21 protein-coding genes are annotated in these 24,912 nt (G+C 60.6%); 5 read left to right on the plus strand and 16 right to left on the minus strand.

Annotated features, from left to right (window positions below; genetic code table 11):
• Positions 1–518 precede the first annotated feature (518 nt).
• Both LVD10_RS08020 and LVD10_RS08025 read right to left on the minus strand, forming a co-directional pair.
• Complete coding sequence (locus LVD10_RS08020; RefSeq protein WP_233006509.1) at positions 519–818, minus strand: acyltransferase family protein; 300 nt, start codon at positions 816–818, stop codon at positions 519–521.
• Between the two features lie 132 nt (positions 819–950).
• Positions 951–1,985: an AraC family transcriptional regulator gene (locus tag LVD10_RS08025; RefSeq protein ID WP_237062894.1), complete on the minus strand. Its 1,035-nt coding sequence runs from the start codon at positions 1,983–1,985 to the stop codon at positions 951–953.
• 318 nt (positions 1,986–2,303) lie between these two features.
• On the opposite strand from LVD10_RS08025, the gene LVD10_RS08030 reads away from it, so the two are divergent.
• A complete protein-coding gene (locus LVD10_RS08030; protein ID WP_237062897.1) occupies positions 2,304–4,163 on the plus strand; it encodes a zinc metalloprotease in 1,860 nt (619 codons plus the stop codon).
• A 1,031-nt stretch (positions 4,164–5,194) separates the two neighbouring features.
• On the opposite strand, the gene parE is transcribed toward LVD10_RS08030, so the two are convergent.
• From parE to LVD10_RS08085, 11 genes are all read right to left on the minus strand, one after another.
• Positions 5,195–7,084: a DNA topoisomerase IV subunit B gene (gene parE, locus LVD10_RS08035; protein WP_233006513.1), complete on the minus strand. Its 1,890-nt coding sequence runs from the start codon at positions 7,082–7,084 to the stop codon at positions 5,195–5,197.
• A 75-nt stretch (positions 7,085–7,159) separates the two neighbouring features.
• Entirely contained in the window at positions 7,160–7,768 is a 609-nt protein-coding gene (locus LVD10_RS08040; RefSeq protein ID WP_255774602.1) for a YqiA/YcfP family alpha/beta fold hydrolase, read from the minus strand.
• A 68-nt stretch (positions 7,769–7,836) separates the two neighbouring features.
• Positions 7,837–8,514, minus strand: a complete 678-nt coding sequence (locus LVD10_RS08045; RefSeq protein ID WP_237062901.1) for a hypothetical protein — start codon at positions 8,512–8,514, stop codon at positions 7,837–7,839.
• 208 nt (positions 8,515–8,722) lie between these two features.
• Positions 8,723–9,514: a metallophosphoesterase gene (locus tag LVD10_RS08050; protein ID WP_233006516.1), complete on the minus strand. Its 792-nt coding sequence runs from the start codon at positions 9,512–9,514 to the stop codon at positions 8,723–8,725.
• 77 nt (positions 9,515–9,591) lie between these two features.
• Positions 9,592–10,026: a DUF1249 domain-containing protein gene (locus tag LVD10_RS08055; protein WP_233006517.1), complete on the minus strand. Its 435-nt coding sequence runs from the start codon at positions 10,024–10,026 to the stop codon at positions 9,592–9,594.
• Positions 10,027–10,185: 159 nt separating this feature from the next.
• Positions 10,186–10,857, minus strand: a complete 672-nt coding sequence (locus LVD10_RS08060; protein WP_237062903.1) for an NUDIX domain-containing protein — start codon at positions 10,855–10,857, stop codon at positions 10,186–10,188.
• Between the two features lie 60 nt (positions 10,858–10,917).
• On the minus strand, positions 10,918–11,457 hold the full coding sequence (locus tag LVD10_RS08065; RefSeq protein WP_237062905.1) for a DUF4136 domain-containing protein: 540 nt from the start codon (positions 11,455–11,457) through the stop codon (positions 10,918–10,920).
• Positions 11,458–11,539: 82 nt separating this feature from the next.
• Entirely contained in the window at positions 11,540–12,094 is a 555-nt protein-coding gene (locus LVD10_RS08070) for a DUF4136 domain-containing protein (protein WP_233006520.1), read from the minus strand.
• Positions 12,095–12,113: 19 nt separating this feature from the next.
• A complete protein-coding gene (locus LVD10_RS08075; RefSeq protein WP_233006521.1) occupies positions 12,114–14,474 on the minus strand; it encodes a PqiB family protein in 2,361 nt (786 codons plus the stop codon).
• Entirely contained in the window at positions 14,467–15,207 is a 741-nt protein-coding gene (locus LVD10_RS08080) for a paraquat-inducible protein A (RefSeq protein WP_237062915.1), read from the minus strand. Before LVD10_RS08080 ends, LVD10_RS08075 begins: the two co-directional genes overlap by 8 nt.
• Positions 15,204–15,893: a paraquat-inducible protein A gene (locus tag LVD10_RS08085; RefSeq protein WP_233006523.1), complete on the minus strand. Its 690-nt coding sequence runs from the start codon at positions 15,891–15,893 to the stop codon at positions 15,204–15,206. Before LVD10_RS08085 ends, LVD10_RS08080 begins: the two co-directional genes overlap by 4 nt.
• A 363-nt stretch (positions 15,894–16,256) precedes the next feature.
• Between LVD10_RS08085 and LVD10_RS08090 the strand changes: the two genes are divergently transcribed.
• Positions 16,257–17,813: a TolC family outer membrane protein gene (locus LVD10_RS08090; protein WP_233006524.1), complete on the plus strand. Its 1,557-nt coding sequence runs from the start codon at positions 16,257–16,259 to the stop codon at positions 17,811–17,813.
• Positions 17,814–17,851: 38 nt separating this feature from the next.
• On the opposite strand, the gene waaA is transcribed toward LVD10_RS08090, so the two are convergent.
• Both waaA and LVD10_RS08100 read right to left on the minus strand, forming a co-directional pair.
• The gene (waaA, locus tag LVD10_RS08095; protein ID WP_237062917.1) at positions 17,852–19,147 is read right to left on the minus strand and encodes a lipid IV(A) 3-deoxy-D-manno-octulosonic acid transferase; all 1,296 of its coding nucleotides are present in this window, start codon (positions 19,145–19,147) and stop codon (positions 17,852–17,854) included.
• A 155-nt stretch (positions 19,148–19,302) separates the two neighbouring features.
• Positions 19,303–20,214: a glycosyltransferase family 2 protein gene (locus LVD10_RS08100; protein ID WP_233006526.1), complete on the minus strand. Its 912-nt coding sequence runs from the start codon at positions 20,212–20,214 to the stop codon at positions 19,303–19,305.
• Between the two features lie 154 nt (positions 20,215–20,368).
• On the opposite strand from LVD10_RS08100, the gene LVD10_RS08105 reads away from it, so the two are divergent.
• From LVD10_RS08105 to LVD10_RS08115, 3 genes are all read left to right on the plus strand, one after another.
• Positions 20,369–21,538 carry a glycosyltransferase family 4 protein gene (locus LVD10_RS08105; protein WP_237062919.1) on the plus strand — a complete coding sequence of 390 codons (1,170 nt, stop codon included), beginning with the start codon at positions 20,369–20,371 and terminating at the stop codon, positions 21,536–21,538.
• Positions 21,535–22,197, plus strand: coding sequence for a YrbL family protein (locus tag LVD10_RS08110; protein WP_237062920.1), 663 nt, complete (start codon positions 21,535–21,537; stop codon positions 22,195–22,197). The genes LVD10_RS08105 and LVD10_RS08110 overlap by 4 nt, the downstream gene beginning before the upstream one ends.
• 168 nt (positions 22,198–22,365) lie before the next feature.
• Positions 22,366–23,772 carry a mannose-1-phosphate guanylyltransferase/mannose-6-phosphate isomerase gene (locus LVD10_RS08115; protein WP_237062931.1) on the plus strand — a complete coding sequence of 469 codons (1,407 nt, stop codon included), beginning with the start codon at positions 22,366–22,368 and terminating at the stop codon, positions 23,770–23,772.
• Between the two features lie 18 nt (positions 23,773–23,790).
• On the opposite strand, the gene LVD10_RS08120 is transcribed toward LVD10_RS08115, so the two are convergent.
• Positions 23,791–24,879, minus strand: a complete 1,089-nt coding sequence (locus LVD10_RS08120; RefSeq protein WP_237062932.1) for a glycosyltransferase family 4 protein — start codon at positions 24,877–24,879, stop codon at positions 23,791–23,793.
• Positions 24,880–24,912: the final 33 nt, after the last annotated feature.

Genomic DNA, 24,912 nt, shown 5'->3' on the forward strand with positions numbered 1-24,912 from the left:
ACGGAACAGCGTCACACTTTTTCTGCTTACAACTAAATCTTTTTCACCCCGGTACAATTTTTAGACAGCTTCTGATTTGGTATCGGTGAGCCCCCAAGATGTAAGAGCGTGTAATTGCTGTAATTAGTTTTACATGGTATAGGAGCTCACCCCCGGTTATTAACCGAATATATTTTATTTGATGGAGCTTGCCGTAAACGCATTTATTTCTGGCAAATGGATAAATAGATAAATAGATATCGGTATTGCTGCTATTGCCGTTCGCACATGGTATCCGGCACTGATAAGAGTGGTGTGATATTTAGCCAGGCATGTATATCGAGCAAGGTGAAGGGTAGCCGGTACCGTAACAGGAAGAGAAAAGAGACCGAGAGACGGAAGATAGGGGCGAAGGAGGCCGTGACGAATCCTTGGATCGCTTTCTAGCCGGCGCCCCCTAACAACCAGCAGAAATAGCCGGCAGCTTCTTGTTAGGGCCCCCACCGCGGGGAGTCAGGCCCGGTAGCGGGCCCGGCAGTTCAGGAAAGCGCTGCAAGTCTTGTGCGCAAGTAGTTGATATCAAATGCCATCAGGGTCTTCTTGAAGCCCAGCGCTGGCTTTTCAACCAGGTTCCAGGAAGCATAGGCCAACCCGAAAACCAGAGGGGTAGCAACGAGTGTATGTGTATAGGGATTCAGTCCCGGGAAGAACTGCGCAATTATTTGCTGGACGGGCCAAGCATAAATATAAACACCATACGAGACATCACCCAAGGAGTTATCAATATTTATATGTTTCACGCCATAGGCCAGAAAGAAAATAGCGTAAGCGAAAAACACGGGGAATACGTATGCAAACCATGCCTCGCCGAAAGAAGCGTATATGATTATGTCAAATTTTCAGACAACTATAGTATGCATGCCTTCCTTTTCTCCACCCACCCACTTCTACGTGTAAAAAAACATAAATATCTAGTCCGATGAGAGGGGAGCTTCTTTTGATTTAGATTTTATATAATCCTCGACTTTCCCGCCGGTCCACCGCCTGAAAGCTTTCGAGAAAGAACTTGCGTCTGAATACCCGAGCCTTTCAGCGACATAGGAAGAACTGGAATAACCAAGGTCCAGTATTTTCTGGGTCTCACTCAACAAGAAAAGATCCTTTAACATAGAAAAGGACGTATCTTCGGACTGTAACTTTCTCTTTAGTGTGGCAACACTTAAGTTTAGCTCTTGAGATACAGCATCAACTCTAGCCATGGCTGGGTGCTTATAACCCTCAAGAATTCTGAGAACTCTGTCACTATAGGTCTTGTGATTCAAGGATTCCAGGGATCGATTTGCAATATTTGTAAAAAGCTCAAAAAGATCCTTTTGCGGGTTATGCACAGGAAGATCCAACACCCTGGCTGAAATGACGAAATAGTCTTCAGATTGAGAGCCATACACTGGACAGCGAAAGTAGTCGGAATATAAATCTTCAAGGCCCTCTATATCGCGAGAGAACCCTACGCGAATAATCCCTATATCTTCGGAGTAAAGATTGTTTGTCAGGAAGTTAGCGATCTTAGCAAACTGCGAAAATAGCTTGAGAAATACGTGGTGCCAGTCAAACTCTACATCCAGTTTTTTTGCAGAAAGAGAAACCTTTACTTCCGACCCATTAATGACTGATGTCAAAAGAAAGCAATCCGACATCAGCCTGTCGTACATCACTGCACTTTTCAAGGCAAGACCGAGATTTTCTGAGTGCATCGAAATTAGCCCAGGCACACCAAGGTCAGATATGTGTACATGCTCTCCAATCTTGCAGGGCAACAGCGGGTCACCACTATTGGCCATCAGCTTTTTCCAGATACCAATGTAATCAAAAATTGAAACATACCCCGGACGAACCTCCCGTATCTTGTAGGAGCCGATAAAGCTGGCGTAGGTATGGTTCTGATCAATTCGATTGGCGCTTCTAATCAATGCTTCCACTTTGATCCGGGAAATAACGTTATCCATTTATTGACCTATGAGATCCATTTCACATTTATAGCCACCTCTAAAGTACGCATTTTAATGTGTCCACTGAAATCACAAAGCTCCACCCTTGTCATATCGGCTCATTATCGCTGTCATAAAGGATAAATGTCGTCTAGATCACAAGTCGGCATCCCCTGGCCACTTAGAGTGCATTCCTGCTTAGTAATTTTCAGCCCTGCACGAAACTAGGCAATTGTTGCCAGGTCCTTTCCTGGGTGGCAACTATCACTTAGATGGTGAAACCACAATCTAATACTTTTATTCAGTTTGGACTTTTGACCCCATAAAGAGAAAGATATGAATATTAAAATTTTAATTATCCTTTGTTCGCTTCTACTTGTAGCGTGTAAAGATGACGCGAAGCGGGAGGTCGACGAGCCTGCCCCTGTAGCCTCCGAGGACGAGACCCCTTCAGAAGACGAGACCCCTTCAGAGGAGGAGCCCCCTTCAGAGGATGTAGTTGACGAGGAGGTAGTTGACGAGGCCGATGGCACAGCCCCTCCATCCAGTGACATTCCCCCAGAAGTAGATGTCACTACTAACTCCGAAGAATTTTGGCTGAATTTCGACTGTGGGGAAAATTGCCAGAGTGCCAATCTGAGCTCGGACTTCAGCAAGTCGACATATGCCCAGACTGAGCTGTCCATGAAGCCTTCAAGTTTGGACTCGATTGTTGTGACCCAGGTCAGCAGTGAGGAAGTCATCTCAAATATCGAGACTAGATACCTTGCAAATGACATCCGGGTTGAACCCCTCGGCAATGGACTGATATCGATTACTAACAATACATCAAGGCGCTTTTCATCCATTCTTGTCATGCATACGACGAATGCTGGATCTGCTCCGCTGAAGATTGTATTTGATAGCACGCTGAATGGCTTCTCCAGTACAACTTACTCCGGTGTTCCAGACGGCAATCTGCAGTATGTAGAAACCGCGCCAATGCTTAATCTCGACATTTCTTATAGGGGAAAGGTTGCAAGTTGTGATGAGCCGAGAACTGGAGATACCGCTTGGCACTGCTTGCGGCATCCAACTCCAGCAGAAGCGGATACCCTGAAGGCTCTTTCGGCAAATATTAAATGGTTTATGAACACCTATCACTTCACAGAGGCTCTCGACGCTTTCGCTTTCGGGGGGGAATATATGGGATATTCGGTAGGACGCCCCTGCAACGAATGGGAGGGGTGCGTAGCCACCCGTTCCCCCAGCGAATCCATCATGTATTACCTCTTTAGTCTGGCTTCCAGTGGCCAACGGTCGGATATATCGACAATGGAGGTCTATAAGAAAGGATGGGTAGGCTTAGGCGGTGGAAAGACCCCGAGCCAGTTTTGGGGAACGGGTCGCTCCGGCTTCTTGAGCTTGCGATTTCTTGACAGCCTGACCAAGGGTAACTATAGAACCTATATGCACGAACTTGGCCATTCATTAGGTTTCAGCCATAAAACTGGATTTACTTATGGCTTCCCACACTACGCCACGGATCATGTCGTTGACCTGCTTGGTTTCACCCAAACCGTGGAGAGCGTACCACCTGAGGTAATTCTTACAAAAGGCTGGCGCGATGGTAATTTATACGTGAAGGTTTACTCTTCTGACGATCCCACCGATGGAAAAATGAAGCTCCAGGGCCTCAGCCTGACAGCCTTCGACGCGACAGCGTACGTATCTGAAGATGGTAGCACCATAAAGATCGAATTTTCAGAGCCACCCAAGCAGCGCCTCCTTGTTCGAGTATTTTCTGGAGAATCTGATCTAGTAATGACTAAGGATGTTGCACCAGGGATGCTGATTTTGGATCATAGATCCACTGAAGACTTGCTGGTTATAAACGATAACACCTTCAACGAAATCATTGCTAAAGAAAGTTTACTGAGATCTAGAATTGACAAGTCTCCTCGTAAGCTCAATACGCTTTGCACTGGGCTATTTCGCCAGGGTGATAGCTTGGTCATTCCCAGTGCAGACATGTTGACAATGCTATCAGGGGATTCCTATTATCACGACAACTTCAAGGGTGAACCCTTCTACTCCAAGGGAGGTGCAGACAATAGCACCCCCGGTACGTTTAATTTCGAGACTCTGGTTTTTGCTCAGGCTCCAAATCGGGAACCGCTTGCCACTATTAACCTAGGCTGTAAGACCTCAAATTAAGAAAGAGATCCTCACAGGATAAGTAGTTACTTAATGCCCCCGTATGGGGGCTTTTTTTCATTCAGGAAAGAATTTTTATGTTTTGGCCTACTAATCCCGGACACCGGTCTAGGTGGTAGAGTTGCACCTTGCACAAAGGTGTTCAATGAGAAGACAGCAGCGATTCCTCTCTACGCAGTTCATGCGAGATGCCGTGCGTTTGGTCGTGGATCAGGGGTGCTCATTATCCGGGGCGGCCCACTCTTCGGGTAACTTGCCGTAGGGGCTGCTGGTCTGAAGCTCCGCTGACTTGCAACCAGCCCGACCGTCCAATATACAAAGAGCCAAGGGTAGAGCGACCAGATATCCCAAACACGCTTGACGCCAATTCAAAGTGGAAAAGCGAAACCAGGTTTGGCGTGGTGATATTACCTACATCCTGGGCGACTCAACTGGTTCTGCCCTGCTATGATTAGCGAGCCTTATCCTCGTCGCAGGGGCTGGCCGGGTGAGCTAAGAGTATCCAGATTAAGCACTCACAGTAGAGGCACTGGAAGTCACTTGGAGCAGTGATGCAAACCGAATAGTGTCATGTTCCACCAGGACCAGGTCGAACCTGTATGGCCGCTGCGTATTCCGGCTGAGATTATGGTGCTACAGGATGACACAGGGTATGGGTCGCCCCTGGAACTAATAGGATAATGCTCCGATGGAAAGGCTGTTCCACAGATCAAACAGCGAGAGGGTACCGCCTGTCGGCTACGACGCCATAGCTGACGCAAGCTATGGCATCAGCCATTATCTGATGACCTACTACAATTGGCAGTAACCCCATGAGCACAACCATGGGGTAACGCCTGCAAAAGCGCAAATTGGGCCGCCGCGAGAACTTTTGTGTACACTCACAGATTCAGTACTGGCGAGCCAATATTATACGCCCCGCGATTTTGACAAGTTTATCCTATAAATTATTTTATAAACTCATGATAAATGTAGATGGATTTGCCAGATTTCAGCGGGGCGTATTTATGACCTTTTGGTAAAATCGCCACTCAGCTCACGACCTCGGCCAGGTTCCCCTTGCTCTCCAGCCACTGCTTGCGGTCACCCGCGCGCTTCTTGGCCAGCAGCATATCCATCACCTGGTTGCTGTCATCACCGTCTTCCACATAAAGCTGCACCAGGCGGCGGGTGTCCGGGTCCATGGTGGTTTCACGCAACTGCAGCGGGTTCATTTCCCCCAGGCCCTTGAACCGGGTCACCTGCACCTTGCCCTTTTTCTTTTCGGCGCTGATGCGATCGAGAATGCCCTGCTTCTCCGCCTCGTCCAGTGCGTAATAGGTATCCTTGCCGATATCGACCCGGTAGAGCGGCGGCATGGCGACAAACACATGGCCGTTCTTTACCAGCGGGCGGAAGTGGCGCAGGAACAGGGCGCAGAGCAGTGTGGCGATGTGCAGGCCATCCGAGTCGGCGTCCGCCAGGATACAGATCTTGTTGTAGCGCAGGCCGTCCAGGTTGTCGCTGCTGGGGTCCACCCCCAGGGCCACGGCAATATCGTGTACTTCCTGGTTGGAAAAGATCTCCCCGGAGTCCACCTCCCAGGTATTCAGGATCTTGCCGCGCAGCGGCATGATGGCCTGGAAGTCGCGGTCGCGGGCCTGCTTGGCGGAACCACCGGCGGAGTCGCCCTCCACCAGGAACAGTTCGGAGCGGCTGGTATCACCACTGGCACAGTCCGCCAGCTTGCCGGGCAGTGCCGGCCCCTGAGTGACTTTCTTGCGTGCCACTTTCTTGGCCGAACGCAGTCGCTTCTGGGCATTGCCGATGCACAACTCCGCCAGCCGGTCGCCCTCTTCGGTATGCTGGTTCAGCCACAGGCTGAAGGCATCCTTGGCCACGCCGGAAACAAACGCGGTGGCCTCGCGCGAGGACAACCGCTCCTTGGTCTGGCCGGAGAACTGTGGATCCGCCAGTTTGGCGGACAACACATACGAGCACTGCGCCCAGATATCCTCGGGCCCCAGCTTGACCCCGCGCGGTACCAGGTTACGGATCTCGCAGTACTCGCGCATCGCTTCCAGCAGGCCGGAGCGCAGGCCGTTCACATGTGTGCCGCCCTGGGCAGTGGGAATCAGGTTGACGTACGACTCGGCGGTGACCTCGCCGCCCTCGGGCAACCACTGCACCGCCCAGTCTGCGGCTTCGGTGGAGGCACTGAAGCTGCCCACGAATGGCTCTGCCGGCAGTACTTCCCAGCCCTGGTTGGCGGCCGCCAGGTAATCCTTGAGGCCGTCCTCGTAAAACCACTGGTCCGACTCGCCATCCTGCTCGTTGATAAAGACCACGGTCAGGCCCGGGCATAGCACTGCCTTGGCGCGCAGCAGGTGGCGCAGGCGCGGCACCGAGAACTTCGGGGAGTCAAAATACTGCGGGTCCGGCATAAAGCGCAGGCTGGTACCGGTGGTGCGCTTGCCACAGGTGCCGATCACCTCCAGGTCCGAGGCCTTGTTGCCGTTCTGGAAGCCCATCCTGTGTACCTGCCCATCCCGCTGGATGGTGATCTCCAGGACTTTGGAAAGAGCGTTCACCACCGACACGCCCACACCGTGCAGGCCACCGGAGAACTGGTAATTCTTGTTGGAGAACTTGCCACCGGCATGGAGCGTGGAGAGGATGACCTCAACACCGGGGCGGCCCTGCTCCGGATGGATATCCACCGGCATGCCGCGCCCGTCGTCGCTGACGGACAGGGAGTTATCCTTGTGCAGGACCACTTCGATTTTCTTCGCATGCCCGGCCAGCGCCTCATCGACGCTGTTATCGATCACTTCCTGGGCCAGGTGGTTGGGGCGTGTGGTATCGGTATACATCCCCGGGCGCTTGCGCACCGGGTCCAGCCCCGTGAGTACCTCGATATCTTCTGCGGAATACTTGGCCATATTTTTATTGGTTACTCGTTAACAACTATTGTCCCGTAGGAGCGGCCGCGAGCCGCAGCCGGCAATCTGCCGTGCCTACCGGCCGAAAAGGAATTCGACAATGGGCTCACAATACTGCTCAAAGCCCTGGAAGCTGTGGTCCCCGCCTTCTTCAACGGTCTGGCGCTGCCCGCGATAGAAACCCTCCGCCTCGCGGCAGTCCAGAGTCTCGTCGCCGCGCTGCGCGAGCAGCCAGTAGCGCCCCCTGAACGACCCTTGCAGCTCCGCCTCCAGACTGCGCATGTTAGCAACGTCGGCACCACTTAGGCGATACTCGTGCGGCTCACCGCTGTACGGCGCCAGTGGCTGCCCCACATAGGCGGGCATAAAACGGGCCGGGTGTACCGCCGGATTCACAACCACCGCGGGCAGCCCGTGGCGCTCGGCCAGCAGGGTCGCATAGAAGCCACCCATGGAGCTTCCGACCAGGCCGATGCTTGCGCCACGGTTCTGGTCCAGGATTTCCTCCAGTGCCGCGGAGGCAAGCGCCGGGTGCGGGGAGATCAGCGGGGCACGAAAGCTCATGTGAGGCCTGTGCCGCGCCACCCACTCCTCCATCAGGCGACACTTATACGACTGCGGGGAGGAGAGGAAACCGTGCAGGTACAGTAATAGCGAATGATTTTTTTGCGGAAGTTCTGACATGGGCGGGGATTATAGCGCCCTTCTACGGCAGGGCGAGTCCGCGAGTAATCTGCGGACCGCCCGGGGGATCACCGCAGCGACCGGTCCAGGCTGGAGAAGGCACGGCGCATATCCACCCGCATGTCGGCCCAGAAGATGGGGCCACTGAACTGTTGCAGCTGGCCTCCCGAGGCCAGTGAGCCGGGATTCTCGCCGATATCCCGCCGGTCCCGGAACCGCACGACCAGGTTGCCATCGCGGTCGTACAGCTCACCGGCCAGCACGCCATAGGCACTCTGCTCCGTGAATGTTCGCCGGCTCCAGGTTGGCGCCTCCAGCGGGGCGCTCAGGGCGAAATTCTCTAGACGCAACTGCAGCCGGTAATCCGCCTGTGCCGGGCTGCCCGCCAAACGACTGTTGCGCGGCTGCAAGAAGCGCTCGGCAAGCGCCTCCTCCATCAATTGCTGCATTCGTTCACGCTCCCGCGCATCCAGCTGGAAGTCACCGGCATTCAGCCGCTCACGGACATCGGCACTGCGCTTGCGGTAGCCAATCTGCAATGGCGCCACGTAGACACTGGCATTAGCCAGGTCGAAGGCAAAAGCGGCGGCGACACTGTCGAGCCCGCTGGCCCGCGGCTGCAACCCCGTGGCGGAAGCCGCCCCGGGGTTGGCAACAGCCAATGCCGACCCGGAGGGATCGGTCTGCGCACACCCCGCCACGACCAGGACGAGGGCTCCCAGCCAGGCACGCGATAACATTTGCATCATGGCTCCCACTGCTTTCTGTTTCCGGTTCGGTGCTTTGGTCATTTGTTTCTACAGGCCTCTGCCTGGACCTCGGCTTGGGCCCAACGGGTACCCGGCCGGCCCGGGTCCCAATACCGGCATTGTAGGGTGAAAGGCAGCGGATACGACAGGGAGCGGGGAAAGGCCGGACCAACGGATTGGCAGGACTGGCTCCTGTGCCGGACGGTCAGTATCCGGAGGAAGTGAGGTCGACGTTGTAGTCAGAAACCGGGACACGCTCGACAGCGGTGGTGTAGGTGCCGCTGTCGTCGAGGTCGAACCAGCGGTAACCCGGCAGCTTGTCATCCACAGCGAAGGGACCACTGCCCGGTGTGAATTGCACCGAGGTGGAGGGGGTAGCATGCAGGCCAATACCATTCAGGTCGCCGTCAAACTGCTGGTGTACATGACCCCAGACCAGGGCCTTCACATTACCTGCCGCGGACACCAGCTGCAGGAAGCGCTCGGCGCCTTCCTTGAGCATATGGCCATCAATCCACTTGCTGCCCACCGGCACGGGTTGGTGATGCATCAGTACCATCACCGGGTGATGGCGGCACTCCTGCAACAGCTCGTCGAGACGATCGAGCTGGGCTTCGGTCATGCCGCCGCAGATCTCGCCCTCGACACTGGTATCCAGTAGCAACAGCCGCCAGTTGCCCAGGGCCACCAGCTCGGCGGTATTGCCCGGGGCCACCTCATGCATTCGCTCGGCCTGGTCATGGTTGCCTGGCAACCAGAACCAGGGCGCGCTGACCTTGCGCATTTTGTGCAGGAAACGCTCGTAGGCCGCCTCGGCACCATTGGCGCTGATGTCGCCGGTGGCCAGCAGCATTTCAGCTGTCGACTGGTCCCGCTCGATGGCTCGCAGCACATCATCCAGGGTACGACCGGTATCCAGCCCCAGGAGCTGGTAGTCCGGTCGCCCCCCGATATGGGGATCTGTAAACTGCACCAACCGGTGTTTCGATCCGCTCAACTTGTCCTGCCTGCTTCCGTCGCTTCCACTCACTTGCTTACCCTGTCACCACATCCATGTGACCACCGACAGCGGCGTCAGAGCTGTCGGCCATCTAAAACCAGTTCAAAATCCACCCGGCCATTCGCGAGGCAATGCCCCAGCCACTCCCCCAGGAAGCGGTTGGCCTGCTGTCGTTCGTCGGCCCCCTGCATGCGGGCCCCCGCGTGCAGCACACCCGGGGCTTTCTCACCCAGGGGACCGCGGCCGTCCACCGCGACCACCTCGGCCATGCGCGCGTCGTGGTAGAGCCGCACCGTAATCCTGGGCGGCGCCATCCAGCGCTGCTCGCTGGCGGAAGACGCGCTCAGGCTCACCTCGGTGGTGTAACGGGAGCGCTCGATCACCTCCAGCTCCAGGGAGCCGTGGGGCATGCTGTACCTCCAGCGCTCCCGCTCACCCAGCTGCGGCAACAGCTTGCTCAGGCGCAGGTAGTTGGCATCGCAGTCGGCGTGATAAGCCGGCAAGTCCATCCGATATTCCGATTTTTGACGACTTTTCAGTCGCAATTTGCTTCCAGGATGGGCCTGTTTCTGAACCGCCATTATCGACACTCCAATTCTATCCACGCCGTGACTTGGATCTCAGTTTGCGGTCCTTCTCGGTAAACGCAGGATATATACGATGACCCGTTAACCATGGGTCGCCCCTTTTCTGCCCGTCAGTCGCTCACGATGCAACTGCAGCCACTGCAGGCAGATCAGCGTGGCCGCGTTGTCCACCGCGCCGGCGTCGGGCGAGTCCCCGGCCAGGGCCGCCAGCAGGGTATCCAGCGGCAGGACCCGCAGGCGGATATCCTCCTGCTCTTCCGGCAACCCGAAGATGCCCCCTGCCCCACCCAGGTCGACACAGGCACAGAACAGGTGCAGGCGTTCCGAGCTGCCGCCGGGGCTCGGCAAATAGCTGTGGATTGGTTCCAGCCGGCCGACCTCCAGCCCGGACTCCTCCTGCACCTCGCGACGGGCGACCTCTTCGAGGCTCTCCCCCCGCTCCACCATGCCCGCCACCACTTCCAGGCACCAGGGACCGTAGGGCCGCTCCAGGGCTCCCACCCGGAACTGCTCGATCAGGCCCACCTGCTCGCGCCGGGGATCGAATAACAGCACGCCCACGGCGTTGTCGCGGACGAACAGCTCGCGGGTAAAGATCTCGCTCCACCCCCCGCGGAACAACCGGTGACGCAGGCGCAGGCGCAGCATCTTGAAGAAACCGTCAAAGACGGTTTCACGCTCGACCACCTCGACCGCATCGGTGGAGAACTCGGGGACAAGATCGGTATTTCTCTCCCTGGTGGTTTCGGTCATGAATCAGGTCTCTGGGAATAGTAGGGTGGCACCCCCGGTCCCGCCGGGGGTGGGGGGCTGTCAGTAGGCCGGCGGGAAACGGTTCAGCAGCAGCGCGGCCTCTTCGCGCAGCCGCTGCTGGCGTTGCGCCGGATCCTGGTAGCGCCCGGCGCTGGAGGGCATACTGCCCCGCCACAGGGGCGAGCTCTCGGGTGAGAGGATATCCACCACCAGTGTATCCTGCCGGTACTGGCGCACCTCGACCGGCGAGCGCCAGCCAAACCCCCAGTAGTGGTAGCCGCCATAAAGGCCAAAGCTGTCCTCGTAAACCGCTACCTTCTCCACGGCCTGGAACTGTACTTGTACCAGGAAGTCCGCGTCGTCCGTGTTATCCACTGCCCGGTAGCGATTTTGCAGGATGCCTTCCACCGCCTGGCGCGCCCGCTTGATCTCCAGCGGCGTTACCGGGCCAGTGGCGACTGGGTCCAGCAGGTAATAGGTGCGCATCCCGGCAAAATCGGCCTGGGGATCGTAATCCACCGCGACCTGCGGGGCGGCGGCGCAGCCGCCGAGCACCAGTAACAAGAGCATCACCATCGATGCCCGCAATCCGACTTTCATGTGTGTCTCCCGAACCATGGTGTCAGTATGTCTTTATACAAATCTGGCTTCCATGCCGGAATTCAACCCCGCTTCCCGGGGATCAGTAGCTGGCGGCCGGGGGCAGGTCGCTCAACAGCTGCTTGATCATGTTTGCAAGCAGCCGCTGGCGATCGGTTGCGTCTTCGGGCCTTCCCAATACCTCACTGGAGGTGCCCCCCCAGATAGCCCCACCCTGGGGGCGGCCGATCTCAAGGCTCAGGGTCAGCCGCGGCGCACCGGTGTCACTGGGCAGCTCTACCGCGCCCCGGGTCGCATTGCTGTCGAACTGTGCATCCCAGCCCGGATTGCTCTGCTCGGTGGAGATCTCGCCCTCGACCACCGCAACCTGGTAGCTCACCAGCATATCGGCATTCTCGGCGTCCTCCACCCGGCGGTAACCCCGGTTGCGGAGGTACCCCTCGACGATCTGTCGCAACTCGTCATCCATCTCAACCAGCTGGGCCGAGGCATCGGGGACATCTACGAGTGGAGCCACGCCCCAAGCATAGGTGGAAAATGAAACTGGCGCCTCCGCAGGCTGCACCCGCTCTACCAGGGTCGCGTCACACCCAGCGAGGAGCAACGTGAGTAAAAGTCCTGTCATTATCTTACGCATAGTGAATCCTTACTTCGGTTTATTTTTCCGGCAATGCGGGGTCATACAGTTCAATCTTGGGACTCCAGCCCAGCCACTCCGGTTTCGCCTCCGGATATAGCGGATAGTGGCTGCCCGACACCACCTCGCGGCCCATCTCACCGGCCTCCGGCGTAGCGAAGGCAACACCGCCGGCCAGTAGTGCCTGCGTGGACTCGGTGTGCACATTCAGCCCCGTCTGCAGGCCAAAGTTGACCTCTACACCGCTGGCATTCCAGAACACCGTGTGCTCGCGTACCAGGGTCTGGTAACGGGGCTCGATATATACGTAGATGTATACACGGTCTGCCAGTTCCCCCAATTCGAAGCCGGTCACCTCACCCACCTGCACCTGGCGGTAGTACACCGGGCTGCCGGGCACCAGCGAGCCGCGCCGCGGCGCATTGAGGATAACCGTCAGTCCCGGTCGCATCATGGTGTCGGCCAGGTCTGGCCGCGGCGGCTCCGCCAGCGCGACAAATTCAGTCTGCGCCTCGCCCTCGCCCGGCTCCAGGGCGAGGTAACGACCGGTCACCAGGGTGTCCAGGTTGGCCACCTTGTCGATGCCGATTTCCGGCCCCACAACCCACATGCGGGTGCCGCTGCGGGCAAAGTGCTCGGCGCGCTGGTACAGCTTGGCATAGGCGATCACTTCCGACGCACTGTCCCCCAGGCGCAGGCGGGTAACCTCACCCACCTGCACACCCTTGTGCCGGATTGGCGCTCCGTCACGGAACCCCTCCGCCGAGGGCAGGGTGATGCGAATGCGCAGGCCTGCCTCGAGTGCCGACTCGCGGCTGCGGTAGAGATGGAAACGGTCGCCATCCTCCACCGGCCCCTTTTCGTCGCGCGCTCGCGGGTCACTGCCAAACGCAATCCCCCCGCGCAGCAATGACAGTAGCGAATCGGCCTGCACCTCGATACCACTGAGACCTGCCTTGGCGCGCACGCCACTGACGTTCCAGAAACGGGTTCTGTGGTTCACCAGGTGTGCATAGCGGGGGTCGATTACCACATAGACCTCCACCCCATCGCCCTCGGGGTTCAGCTCCATGCCCTGCACTTTGCCCACCTCAATGCGCCGGTAATAGACACTGGCACCGCGCTGCAGGGAGCCCGGCGAGCGTGCAGTGAGGCGCAGGTGTAACCCCGGCACGCGGGGGTCCCGCGGTGGCGCCGACGCCTGGGCAGAAAAGGTCCGCTGCGAGCGCTGGCCGCGGCGCAGGTCCACCTCGATACGGTTGCCGGACAGCAGGTCGTCCAGCCCCGAGGAGATATCCAGGGTCGGCGGTGCCATCCAGAAACGGGTGTTTTCACTCAGCAGGTCATCGGTAATCGGGTCCATCAGGACCCGCACTTCCATTCCATCGATATTGCGACTGGCCTTGACCTCGCTCACCTCGCCCACCTTGATCCCCTGGTAGACCACGTTGGTGCTGCCGGGCGTGACATTGACCCCGCGATCAAAATTCAGGGTCACCTCGATACCGGCATCCGCTGCGGCAAAACTGCGATATAGCTTGAATTCACTGCCATTGACCGCCAGCGGCGACTGGCGCCGGGTTTCCGGGGTGTGGAAGCTGACCCCGCCGGCCACCAGTGCCGCCAGGGATTCCATGTTCACGGTGATGCCACTGATGCCGCCTTCCACCGACAGGCCCGAGCTATTCCAGAAACGGCTGCCGCGGTGTACCAGGTGCGCGTATTCCTGGCGGATAAACAGGTCCACCTCCACCTGGGAGTCGTCGTCGGCGAGCCGGTAGTCCTCTACCTGGCCAACCCGCAGCTGGCGGTAGTAAACCGGTGAACCGCGGTTGAGCGAGCCGAGCCGCGGGGCCTTCAGCACCACCCGCAGCCCCTCGCCACGCACGCTGGCGGGCGGTCGCTCGAGGGCGACAAACTCGCGTTTGCGTTCGCCACTGCCCGGCTCCATGCCGATATAGTTTCCCGATACGAGGGTTTCCAGGCCGCGCACGCCGGTGATCGAGAGCTCTGGCTTCACCAACCAGAAATTGGTGCCCTGCACCAGCAGGTACTCGGCGCTGCGATTGAATTCCACCTGGGCCAGCACACCGTCCTTGCCATCCAGCTCTGGCGCATTGGGCACCAGCTGGAAATCGCGCACCACCCCGATATCCACGCCCGCGTACTTGACCACGGTCTTGCCCTTGACCAGGCCCTCGCCGGAGGTAAACAGTATCTCGGTGCGGATATCACCGGAGGTAAAATCCTTGTAAACCAGCCAGCCGGCGATCAGTGCCGCCACCAGGGGTAGCAACCAGATTAATGGCAGGCCGCGGCTGCGCCTGACGACCGCCTGCTGTTCACGATGCGACTGTTCGTGGGGAAACTCCTCAGACATCCCCGGCCACTCCCTCTTCCGGTGGTTCTTTTATGGTTGGGTCGCTCTTCTCTCCCCGCCGGCTTCCGGCTGCGGCGGGCGCGCGATGATCGGGCCCCGCATTCCTGTACGGATTCCCGTAATAGGTATCCCAGACCAGGCGCGGATCAAAACAGCGCACTGCCAGCATGGTGATCACCACCACCGAGGCAAACGCGGTGGCGCCGGGGCCGGCGGCCACACTGGCGACAGCCCCCATATCCACCAGCGCCACCAGAATCGAAATCATGAACAGGTCCAGAAGTGACCAGCGCCCGATAGCCGACACGATACGATAGGTGGTCATTGCCTGCGAGGGGTTGATCGGCAATCTGCCCTGCACCTGCAGCAGCAACAGTACCAGCCCCACCAGCTTCATCACCGGCACGGCGATACTGGCAATAAAGACAATCAGCGCGATGCCCCACAAGCCTGCGGTATAGAGCTGCATCACCCCGCCGATGATCGTGGCCGGCTCGCCGGAGCCCAGGTAAACCACCGTCATTACCGGAAGGATATTGGCAGGTATCAACAATAGCGCGCCAGTAATGGTAAGGGCCCAGGTCAGCATCACACTTCCCTCGATCCGCCCATGCACCTTGCCGCCACAGCGCGGGCAGCGGCAGCCGCCGCCACCGCGCGGCAATGTCACCAGCCAGTGGCAACTCAGGCAGCAGGTACGTCCCTGTGACAGGGCCCTGTCCATAGTACTCATAACTGCTCCCCGGAGCCCACCAGCGGCCCCTCGCCCGGGGACGGGCCGGGAGCGCGCTTCCTGCGCCGCTCCAGCCGCGACCAGACCGCCTGCTGGTCGAAACTCAACGTGGTGAGGTTCGAGATCACCATCATTGCCACAAAGCTGTACAGGCCCGGCTCCACCTGCATCTTGCCCAGGTCACTCATCTTGATCAGCGCGACCAGCAGGCCCAGCATGTAGACATCCAGCATGCCCCACTCTTTCAGGTGCTGGTACCAGCGCACCGACCAGGTTACCGGGCGGTCCAGTAACCGCCAGTGGCAACCCAGGGAAATAAACCCGAGCAGGAGGAACTTGGCCAGCGGCGCGATCACACTGCAAAACAATACCAGCCCCGCCATCCACAGGTAGCCCTCGGCAAACAGCGCACGCACACCATTCAACAGCGTGTTTTCCGCACCGAATGCGAGAATGGAAAAACTCAGCAGCGGCAGGGAAAGGGAAGGGAAGAACAACAGCAGGCCGGTCAGGCTCAGGGCCGCCGTATGGTTGACGCTACCGCGGGGGTTGCGGTGCAGGGTCGCATTGCAGCGCGGACATTCCAGTTTGTTCCCGGGCGGCGCCACCGCATCACCCAGCACCTGGTCGCACTCATGGCAGGCGCGTTGCCGGCGGCTCCAGGGCACGTCAGGCGCATCCGCCATCCGGCGCCTCCCCTTGCCCAATTCTTTTGAATGATTGCTGCATCCGAATGGCCACCGCCTGCGTCTATTGAAAAAACGACGCCATTGTCGATCATGCCGGGACGCAGCAACGCCCCGCTGCACCGATGACCGCACATTCGCGTCGGTTTAACGAAGATATACCAAAATGCTGCCAGCGTCGCCTCGACGCTCACTCTGTGCACAGGTACACTCTCGCGACTGCTAAAACCGGGCTCGCGGGCCGTACAGACAGGCGCTTTCGGCATTCCCCATGGCGCTGCACCACCCGCAAAATGCGCCCGCCAGTGGGGAGACTGGCAGTGAGTTTGCAGCTTTGAGACCCGCCACAGGAAGTTGAGACAGATGAAAACGAAAGAATTCTCAAGGGCAGGCCGCGTTGCGGGCCCGCTGAAAAAAGTGCTCGCCGCAGCGATTATCAGTTTCGGTTCAATGCAGGCACAGGCGGATACCCTGTGGGAGATCTACCAGCTGGCGCTGGAAAACGACCCCCAGCTGGCCGCGGACCGCGCCGCCTATGAAGCCGGGCTGGAGGCCAAGAACCTGGGCCGCTCCGCACTGCTGCCGCAGATCAACGGTAGTGCAGAGGCCAACAATACCGACACCACTGCCACCCAGTTTGACTACACCTTTGGACCTACCGGGGTCATCGCCACTCCCAACAGCAGCGACACGGACGTGGACGAGCGCATCTACTCGGCGCGCCTCGACCAGGCCCTGTTCGATGCCAGCGCCTGGTTCGGTTACAAGCAGGGCAAGAAAGTCAGCGAACAGGCTGCTGCAGAATTCAGTGCCAACCAACAGGCAATGATGCTACGGGTTTCAGACGCTTACTTCGATGTGTTGCGGGCAGTGGACGACCTGGAAACCGCCCGCGCCGAAGAGGAGGCCCTGGCCCAGCAGCTCGAGCAGACCCAGCAGCGTTTCGAGGTGGGCCTGACCGCGATTACCGATGTCTACGATGCCCGCGCCGCCCACGATTCCGCCGTGGCCCGACTCTACGACGCCCAGGACATCCTGCTCAGCGCCTTCGACGCCCTGTCCGTACTGACCGGCCAGCACCACGACGATATCGCCCCGCTGAGCGAGACCTTTTCGGTGGCACCGCCGGAGCCGGTGGATCGCAGCGCCTGGGTGGATTTCGCCCTGGCCAACAACTTCGACCTGAAGGCGGCGCGCCTGAACGCCGAAGCCGCGCGCTACAATGCCCGCGCGGCAGCCAGCGAACACCTGCCCACGCTCACAGGCTCGGTGAGCTACCAGGATTTCCGCCGTGAGGGGGATTCCTCGACCACCGTCGCCGGTGAACCCACCGTCGACCTGCCCATCGACACCACTCGGGAGACCACGATCACGGCGGTGACGCTGAACGTGCCGATCTTCTCCGGTGGCCGTATCAGCGCCAGCCGCCGCGAGGCGCGCAACCTGTCCTTCCAGGCCGAGGACCTGCGCAACCTCGTCCAGCGCAGTACGATCCAGGATACCCGCACACTGCACCGCTCGGTGGTCACCGACGTATCCCGTGTTAACGCGCGCAAGCAGGCCATCATTTCCGCCCGCAGCGCCCTGGACGCCACCCAGGCCGGCTATGAGGTGGGCACGCGCAATGTGGTCGACGTGCTGCTGGCACAGCAGACCCTGTTCCAGGCCCGCCGGGATTATTCCGCTTCGCTGTACAGCTACATCCTCAATACCCTGCGTCTCAAGCGCGCTGCCGGCCTGCTGGCACCCAAGGACCTGCAGGACCTGGAAACCCGCCTGAACCCGGGCAGCGCCGTTTCGCGCGCCATCGCACGCCAGGGCGCCTCCATGCCGCTGGGCGGCAGCCAGGACACCGTAGAGCCGACCAGCCCGGCCGCGATCGAGGAGTCTGCCGAGGAGCCCGGCACATCCCCCAACTAAAACCCGGTCGGCGCGCCATTCCCCGGCCGCCGACCTGATCAGGGACCTGCGACGGCATCCACCTCATTGACCAGCCGCTGCAGGGCCCCGGTATTTTCCGCCGCCACCTGCCGCCCGCGGGCGCCTGCAGCGCGTCTTTCCTCTTCATCCTCCAGCCATGCTACGACCTGCGCAGCCATCTGCGGCGCGTTTTCCGCCACCTGCAGGGCCCGGGCCTCGCGCAGCATCGCAGCCACGCGGGAGAAGTTATGCAGGTGCGGACCACAGATCACCGGCACGCCCCAGGCGGCCGGCTCGATCATGTTGTGCCCCCCCACCGGCACCAGGCTGCCACCGACAAATGCCACGTCACAGGCACCGTAAAACCGCAGCAACTCTCCCATGGTGTCACCCAGAAGCACCTGGTCCGAGCCGGCAGGCACCCCACCATCACTGCGGCGCGCCAGGGAAAAACCGCGATCACGGACCAGCTGTGCCACGCTGTCGAAGCGCTGCGGGTGTCGCGGTACCAGTACCAGCAGCAGGTCCGGAAAACGCCGTTGCACTTCGGCGAAGGCGTCCAGCACCGTGGCCTCCTCACCATCGTGGGTGCTCGCCGCCAGCCAAACCGGGCGCGTGCCCCCCGGGCCGGCTGCGCGCCACTGGTGCGCGAGGGCCTGGGCCTCGCTGGACAGGCCCAGGTCGATATTGAGATCGAACTTGATATTGCCCACCGCAACGATGCGCGCCTCATCCAGGCCCAGCTCGACAAAGCGCCGCGCATCCTCCGGGTACTGGGCCACCACACGGGTCAGGTGACCCAGCATCTTTGCGGCCAGGCGGGCAAAGCGCGCGTAGCCCTGTGCCGACTTGTCGCTCAGGCGCGCATTGGCCAGCACCACCGGCACCTTGCGCCTGGCACAGGCCGACAGCAGGTTCGGCCACAGCTCGGTCTCCATGATCACCAGCATCCGCGGCCGCAGCGCCGACAGGAAGCGCCGGTGATATTCGGGCAGGTCGTAGGGGAGGTAGTAATGCAGCAGGCGTCCGCCCAGCAGTGGTCGCATCGCAGACTCGACCCGCTCGGAGCCGGTCGGGGTGGTGGTGGTGACCAGCCACTGCCAGTCAGGGTGGCGGGCTGCCAGCTGCTCGATCAACGGCACCGCGGCGAGGGTCTCCCCCACGGAAACCGAATGCACCCATACCAGCGGGCGCCGGCTGGCCCTGCGCGGCACCCGTCCCAGGCGTTCGCGCCAGCGCTGCCGGTAGGCGGGCATGGTGCGCCCGCGCCACCAGAGGCGCAGCAGGATAAACGGCAGGGCGAGGCGTAATAGCCAGGTGTAGAGGAACTGCATGCAGGTGTCGGGATCCCGGGTTGAACTTGCTGGAAAAGCGGCATTTTAACTGTCCGCGACCGGCACGTCGCCCACCGCGACAGACGCCGTGCGGGAACCCTACCGCTGAGACTTGAACAGGGCCGGGGGATGGACTGCCCCGGCCGGGAGGGAAGTCAGGAATTCACGCCGCGGTAAAACTGCGATTCTGCCCCGAGGGCACCGCAGGCCATACCGGCGGAGCGGCAGGCACGCAGCCAGGCGCGCGCACGCTGCCGGCTGATAGCGACACCCAGCACACATACCAGCGAGGCATTCAGCAGCTGCACCATCGCTGATGCGAAAACCATCCCGCGACTGCGCCCGGCGAGCACTTTCTGGCGCGCCAGCGTAATACCTACCGAATACTTGCGCCGCGACAGCCAGCGGATGGTGGCCCGGCATTCCGGCACATCCTCGTACACCACCGCCTCGGCGCAGTGAAATATCGACATGCCCTGCAGGTTGGCCTCGGTAAAGAACAGGACATCCTCACCGCCGGCAAACGGCCGGTTTTCATCGAAACGCAGACCCAGCCTGGCAATTTCAGCCATTGGCATCAACACGTTATTGGTGGCGCAGTACGGCAGGCGCTCACCGGTGCGGCGACGCTTGCGGGAAAAGAACATGGAATAGTAATCGGGGGCCGCGGCGGGCATCAGGCTGATCACGCTGCCACACACCACCGTGTTGCCACCGGCGTCGTGGGCGAAACCATAGAGTTTCTGCAGCCAGTCGCCGGCAACCCACTCATCGTCGTCGATAAATACCAGGTAATCGGCCCCCTTTGCCTGCGCCTCGTCCAGGCAGCGGTTGCGGGCAAAGGGAATTCCCCGACGGGACTCGGCGGCATACACAAGTGGCAGCGGGAAAGAGGGCTCGACTTCCTCCACCACCGGCCGGGCGCTCTCGGCGGGATCGTTGTCGACTACCGTAACCGAGACCTCCAGTGACTCGGGCAGCTCCATCGCGGCCAGGCTGGCGAGCGCGCGGCGCAGTAACTCGGGCCTGTGGCAAGTGCAGATACAGATATCGAGATGGGGATGCAACGTAAACTCCAGTCACTGACCATGCCCCGGGACAGCACCTGCCGGGCGGGAAGTTGGCAGCCTATACCCCATTGCCGGGGATGTCTATAATACCCGGCTTTGCACTGCGGATGGCGGCGCATCCCCCCCCTGTACCGACCGTACGGACAGGGAAGTGCCAGGCTGCAAACGCCAGCCAGCCCTGCTCACCCAGAATAACGAGGCCCCGATGAAAGTCATGCAGTTGCTGCCAGCGCTGAATTCCGGTGGCGTTGAGCGGGGAACCCTGGACCTGGCGCGCGCACTGGTGGCGGCCGGGCACGAATCCGTCGTGGTTTCCAGTGGCGGCCGGATGGTGGAGCAGCTGGAACTGGAGGGCTCCCGCCACCTGTCCCGCCCCATCCACCGCAAGTCCCTGCTCAGCCTGCGGGAAGTGCGCCCGCTGCGGGAGCTGATCCGCGCCGAACAGCCGGACATACTGCACGTGCGCTCCCGGATACCCGCCTGGCTCACTTATTTTGCCTGGAAGAAGCTGCCGGCCGGAAACCGCCCGCGCCTGGTAAGCACGGCCCACGGTCTCTATTCCGTCAACCGGTACAGCGCCATTATGGCCCGCAGCGAACAGGTAATCGCTATCTCCGGGTGTGTCCGCGACTACCTGGTGGAGCACTACAGCCGTTACCTGCAGCGCCCCCCGGAAATTATCTACCGCGGCGTCGACACCGCTGAGTTTCACCCCGGCCTCCAGCCACCCGAGGGCTGGCGCGAATCGGTCGAGGCAGAGTTCCCGGCATTGCGCGACCGGCGCTGGCTGTTGCTGCCTGGCCGCCTGACCCGCTGGAAGGGCCAGGAAGACTTCCTGCAGCTCCTGGCCGAGCTGGACCGGCACGACCTGCACGGGGTAATCCTGGGTGGCGCCGAGCCCAACAAACAACATTACGCGGAAGAGCTGCGCCAGCGAGCCCGGGCGCTGGGGCTCGATGGGCGGGTGTCATTTGTGGGACAGCGCAGCGATATCCGCTACTGGTACAGCGCCGCTGACCTGGTCTACAACCTGTCAAAACGCCCCGAACCCTTCGGAAGAACCGTTATCGAGGCGGCGGCGATTGGCACCCCCATAATCGGCTACGACATCGGCGGCCCGGCGGAATCCCTGAGCGCCTGCTTCCCCGAAGGGCTGGTGGCAAACGGCAGCATCGCCGGACTGCGGCAAAAGACGCTGGAACTACTGGAAAGCGACGCCCGGCCGGTGTTGCAACGGGACTTTACCCTCGCTACCCAGGCCGAGAAGACCCTGTCGCTCTACCGTGGACTACTGGCCGAATCGGGGCGGGACGCAACATGATTGACCTCAGCGGCCAAAAGCCATTCGCCAGCGGCGGCAACCGCCACTGCTATCGCCATCCGTCCGATGCCGGGAAGTGCGTCAAGGTCATGCGTACCGGTCGTATCGACGAACTGCGCAACCGCGCTCCGTGGTACAAGCGCCTGGCCGGCAACGACCGCTTCGACGACAACCTCCGTGAACTCGCGGGCTACCGGCAGCGCGCCCTGCGTCGTGTGGGCGACAACAGCCCGGTCTGGCGTCACCTGGCCCGCTGGTACGGGCTGGTGGACACCAGCGAGGGCACCGCTGCCGTTTCCCAGCTGATCCTCGACGACAGCGGCAATCCGGCCCCCACGCTGGAAAGCTACCTGCAGCAGCACGGCCTGGACGCACCGATTACCGCCGCCCTGGAGCAGTTTGCCCAGTGGCTGTGGGAAACCCGCGTCCTGACCAAGAACATCCTGCCCCACAACCTGGTGGTGCGCATGCGGGACGGGACTCCGGAACTGGTCCTGATTGACGGACTCGGCCGGGCCACCCTGCTGCCTTTCCCGGAGTGGTTTGAATTCTCCAACAGGCACTACATCCAGCGGCGCATCCAGCGTATGTGGCGCCGCATACACTGGGAAGTGTCGGACAAATCCCTGTCCTGGAAAGAGGCGGAACGCCACAGTTAGGCCCTGACCACACGGTCCCCCCTCCTTGCCGGCCCCGGGACCGGTCCCACCGCCTCCCTGATGGCCCCTCCCCCCGGCCAAGTCCATACTTACCAGTTCAGGGGTGGCGATCCCGGCAACAGTGCGGGCGCCTCCTGTCCAGTGCGTTTGCAGGGACCAGGTCGGAAAATGATCGTGCCAGTAATCATGGCCGGAGGCTCGGGCTCACGACTGTGGCCACTCTCCCGCCAGTTATACCCGAAACAGTTTCTTCCACTATTTGGCGAACAGACCATGTTGCAGGAAACCTGTGCCAGGCTGGCCGGGCTGGAGCATGAACCGCCGCTGCTGGTATGCGGGGAAGAGCACCGCTTTATGGTGGCCGAACAGTTGCGCGCCGCGGGCCAGCCCCACGGTGGCATCCTGCTGGAACCGGTCGGCCGCAATACGGCGCCGGCGGTGGCGCTGGCGGCACTGCAATGCCTGGCGGCGGGCAACGAGGACCCCCTGCTGCTGGTGCTGGCAGCGGACCATGTCATCCGGGATATCCCCGCCTTCCAGGGGGCGATTGATCGCGCGCGCCCCTGTGCCCAGCGCGGGCAACTGGTGACATTCGGGATTGTTCCCACCGGGCCGGAGACCGGTTACGGCTATATTCGCCGCGGCCCCGCCAGCGGGAGGGCATTCACGGTCGAGCAATTTGTCGAGAAACCGGACCGGGTAACGGCAGAGGGTTATGTGCGCAGCGGGGACTATTTCTGGAACAGTGGCATGTTTCTTTTCCGCGCCCGCCGCTATATCGAGGAGCTGCAGGCACATCGACCGGATATTCTCAGTGCCTGTGAGCGGGCCATGGCCTCTGCCCATGTGGATGTGGATTTTGTACGGCCGGATCGCGCCGCGTTCCTCGAATGCCCGGATGAATCGATCGACTATGCGGTAATGGAGAAAACCCGCGACGCCATGGTAGTTCCCATGGACTGCGGCTGGAGCGACGTGGGCTCCTGGTCGGCGTTATGGGAGGTCTCGGACAAGGACGGCAACGGCAACACGATCAAGGGTGACGTGATGATCGAGGACAGCCGCAACTGCTTTATCCAGAGTGACAGTAAGCTGGTCGCGGCGATCGGTCTCGACAACGTGGTGCTGGTCGAGAGTGACGATGCAATCATGGTGGCCGCCAAGGATCGCGTGCAGGAAGTCAAGAAAGTAGTGGAGAGGCTCAAGGCAGGCAACCGCCCGGAAGCCCGGATACACCGCAAGGTCTACCGGCCCTGGGGGTTCTACGATTCGGTGGATTCGGGCCAGCGATTCCAGGTAAAGCGGATCGTGGTTAACCCGGGGGCACAGCTAAGCCTGCAGATGCACCATCACCGCGCCGAGCACTGGGTCGTCGTATCCGGCACTGCCAGGGTGACCTGCGGGGAGGAAGAGTTACTGGTGACCGAAAACCAGTCCACCTACATCCCGCTGGGAGTGAAACACCGGCTGGAGAACCCGGGCACTATCCCCCTGGAGCTGATCGAGGTGCAGTCCGGCTCCTACCTGGGCGAGGATGACATTGTCCGCTTCGCCGACAAGTACTCCCGCAGCTGAGCCGACTAATCGCCCCGGCTACAGCGCCTCGAGAAAACGCCGGACCGAGGCCTGCCACTGAGCAATACCCCGTGCCAACCCTGCGGCATTTTCGCCCATCCGGCGAAGCTTAGCGTCGTCCTCCAGCAGGGACAGGATATGGGCGGTGACGTCAGCCTGGTCAGCAGCATCGCACAACAGGCCCGTCTCGCCATCAACTACCGCATCTGCAGCGCCCCCATCGCGCCCCGCCAGCACCGGCACGCCGTACCAGTTGGCCTCACGGTAGACAATGCCAAAGCCCTCTACCGAATCACCTTCCCGGCGTGCCGGCATCACAAACAGGTCGGCACGGGAAAACAGCGCCGCCTTTTCCTCATCACTGACGCCTCCGGCAAAGTGGACATTGTCGGCAACGCCCTCGGATACCGCGAGCTCCTCGAGCCGCGCGCGATCCTCACCCCTGCCGGCCACAATGTAGAGCAGGTCCGGGTGACGGCGGAGCAGTTCCGGCAGCGCGCGGATCACCGCGTCCACGCCCTTGCGTGGCTCCAGCCGTGCAAGTGTCAGCAGGACCGGCCCCCGCCCGCCAATGACTGCGTCCACCGTCTCGAGCTGGTCGGGCAGGGCCGCGGGCTGCGGGCCAATTGGCGGATTGATCACCACCAGGCGCGTCTTTGCACTGAGATAGGGCCGGACCAGGTCGGCGGTATAGGCGGAGTTGGCGATCACTACACCTGCCCCAGAGAGGGCCTTGCGAATACGCGCGCGCTTGGCAGCATCGGGGTTGGCAGGGAATTCCATGCCGTGAGCCAACACCGCAAGTGGCACTCCCAGGCCAGACAGGAGCTCGGCACTCTTCCAGGAATCGGCAAACACCCCTTCGATGCCGCCTTTCCTGACCAGGGAGCGGACCGCCTGCGCCTTGCGACGTCGCCGCCACAGCTTCCAGCCGCCATAGACCCGCAGCTGGTAAGTGTCGCTGCGCGGCACCTCGCCGCCCTCGACACGGTCGGCGAGCACCAGCACCTCCCGCCCCGCGCGACCGAGATTGTCCGCCAGGCCCTCCATAAGAACCTCTATGCCCCCACGACGGGGCGGAAAGCACTGGGTTGTAATCAGGATCATGTTATCTCCGGGACGGTGCCGCCGGCTCGAATC

The sequence above is a fragment of the Microbulbifer zhoushanensis genome, assembly GCF_021729055.1.
GTDB classification, from domain to species: Bacteria; Pseudomonadota; Gammaproteobacteria; order Pseudomonadales; family Cellvibrionaceae; genus Microbulbifer; species Microbulbifer zhoushanensis.

Bases quoted from the DNA above. Each gene is read 5' to 3' on its own strand.
- LVD10_RS08025 (WP_237062894.1), bottom strand. From the start codon at position 1,985: ATGGATAACGTTATTTCCCGGATCAAAGTGGAAGCATTGATTAGAAGC.
- LVD10_RS08030 (WP_237062897.1), top strand. From the start codon at position 2,304: ATGAATATTAAAATTTTAATTATCCTTTGTTCGCTTCTACTTGTAGCG.
- parE (WP_233006513.1), bottom strand. From the start codon at position 7,084: ATGGCCAAGTATTCCGCAGAAGATATCGAGGTACTCACGGGGCTGGAC.
- LVD10_RS08040 (WP_255774602.1), bottom strand. From the start codon at position 7,768: ATGTCAGAACTTCCGCAAAAAAATCATTCGCTATTACTGTACCTGCAC.
- LVD10_RS08045 (WP_237062901.1), bottom strand. From the start codon at position 8,514: ATGCAAATGTTATCGCGTGCCTGGCTGGGAGCCCTCGTCCTGGTCGTG.
- LVD10_RS08055 (WP_233006517.1), bottom strand. From the start codon at position 10,026: ATGGACTTGCCGGCTTATCACGCCGACTGCGATGCCAACTACCTGCGC.
- LVD10_RS08060 (WP_237062903.1), bottom strand. From the start codon at position 10,857: ATGACCGAAACCACCAGGGAGAGAAATACCGATCTTGTCCCCGAGTTC.
- LVD10_RS08065 (WP_237062905.1), bottom strand. From the start codon at position 11,457: ATGAAAGTCGGATTGCGGGCATCGATGGTGATGCTCTTGTTACTGGTG.
- LVD10_RS08070 (WP_233006520.1), bottom strand. From the start codon at position 12,094: ATGCGTAAGATAATGACAGGACTTTTACTCACGTTGCTCCTCGCTGGG.
- LVD10_RS08075 (WP_233006521.1), bottom strand. From the start codon at position 14,474: ATGTCTGAGGAGTTTCCCCACGAACAGTCGCATCGTGAACAGCAGGCG.
- LVD10_RS08080 (WP_237062915.1), bottom strand. From the start codon at position 15,207: ATGAGTACTATGGACAGGGCCCTGTCACAGGGACGTACCTGCTGCCTG.
- LVD10_RS08085 (WP_233006523.1), bottom strand. From the start codon at position 15,893: ATGGCGGATGCGCCTGACGTGCCCTGGAGCCGCCGGCAACGCGCCTGC.
- LVD10_RS08090 (WP_233006524.1), top strand. From the start codon at position 16,257: ATGAAAACGAAAGAATTCTCAAGGGCAGGCCGCGTTGCGGGCCCGCTG.
- waaA (WP_237062917.1), bottom strand. From the start codon at position 19,147: ATGCAGTTCCTCTACACCTGGCTATTACGCCTCGCCCTGCCGTTTATC.
- LVD10_RS08110 (WP_237062920.1), top strand. From the start codon at position 21,535: ATGATTGACCTCAGCGGCCAAAAGCCATTCGCCAGCGGCGGCAACCGC.
- LVD10_RS08115 (WP_237062931.1), top strand. From the start codon at position 22,366: ATGATCGTGCCAGTAATCATGGCCGGAGGCTCGGGCTCACGACTGTGG.
- LVD10_RS08120 (WP_237062932.1), bottom strand. From the start codon at position 24,879: ATGATCCTGATTACAACCCAGTGCTTTCCGCCCCGTCGTGGGGGCATA.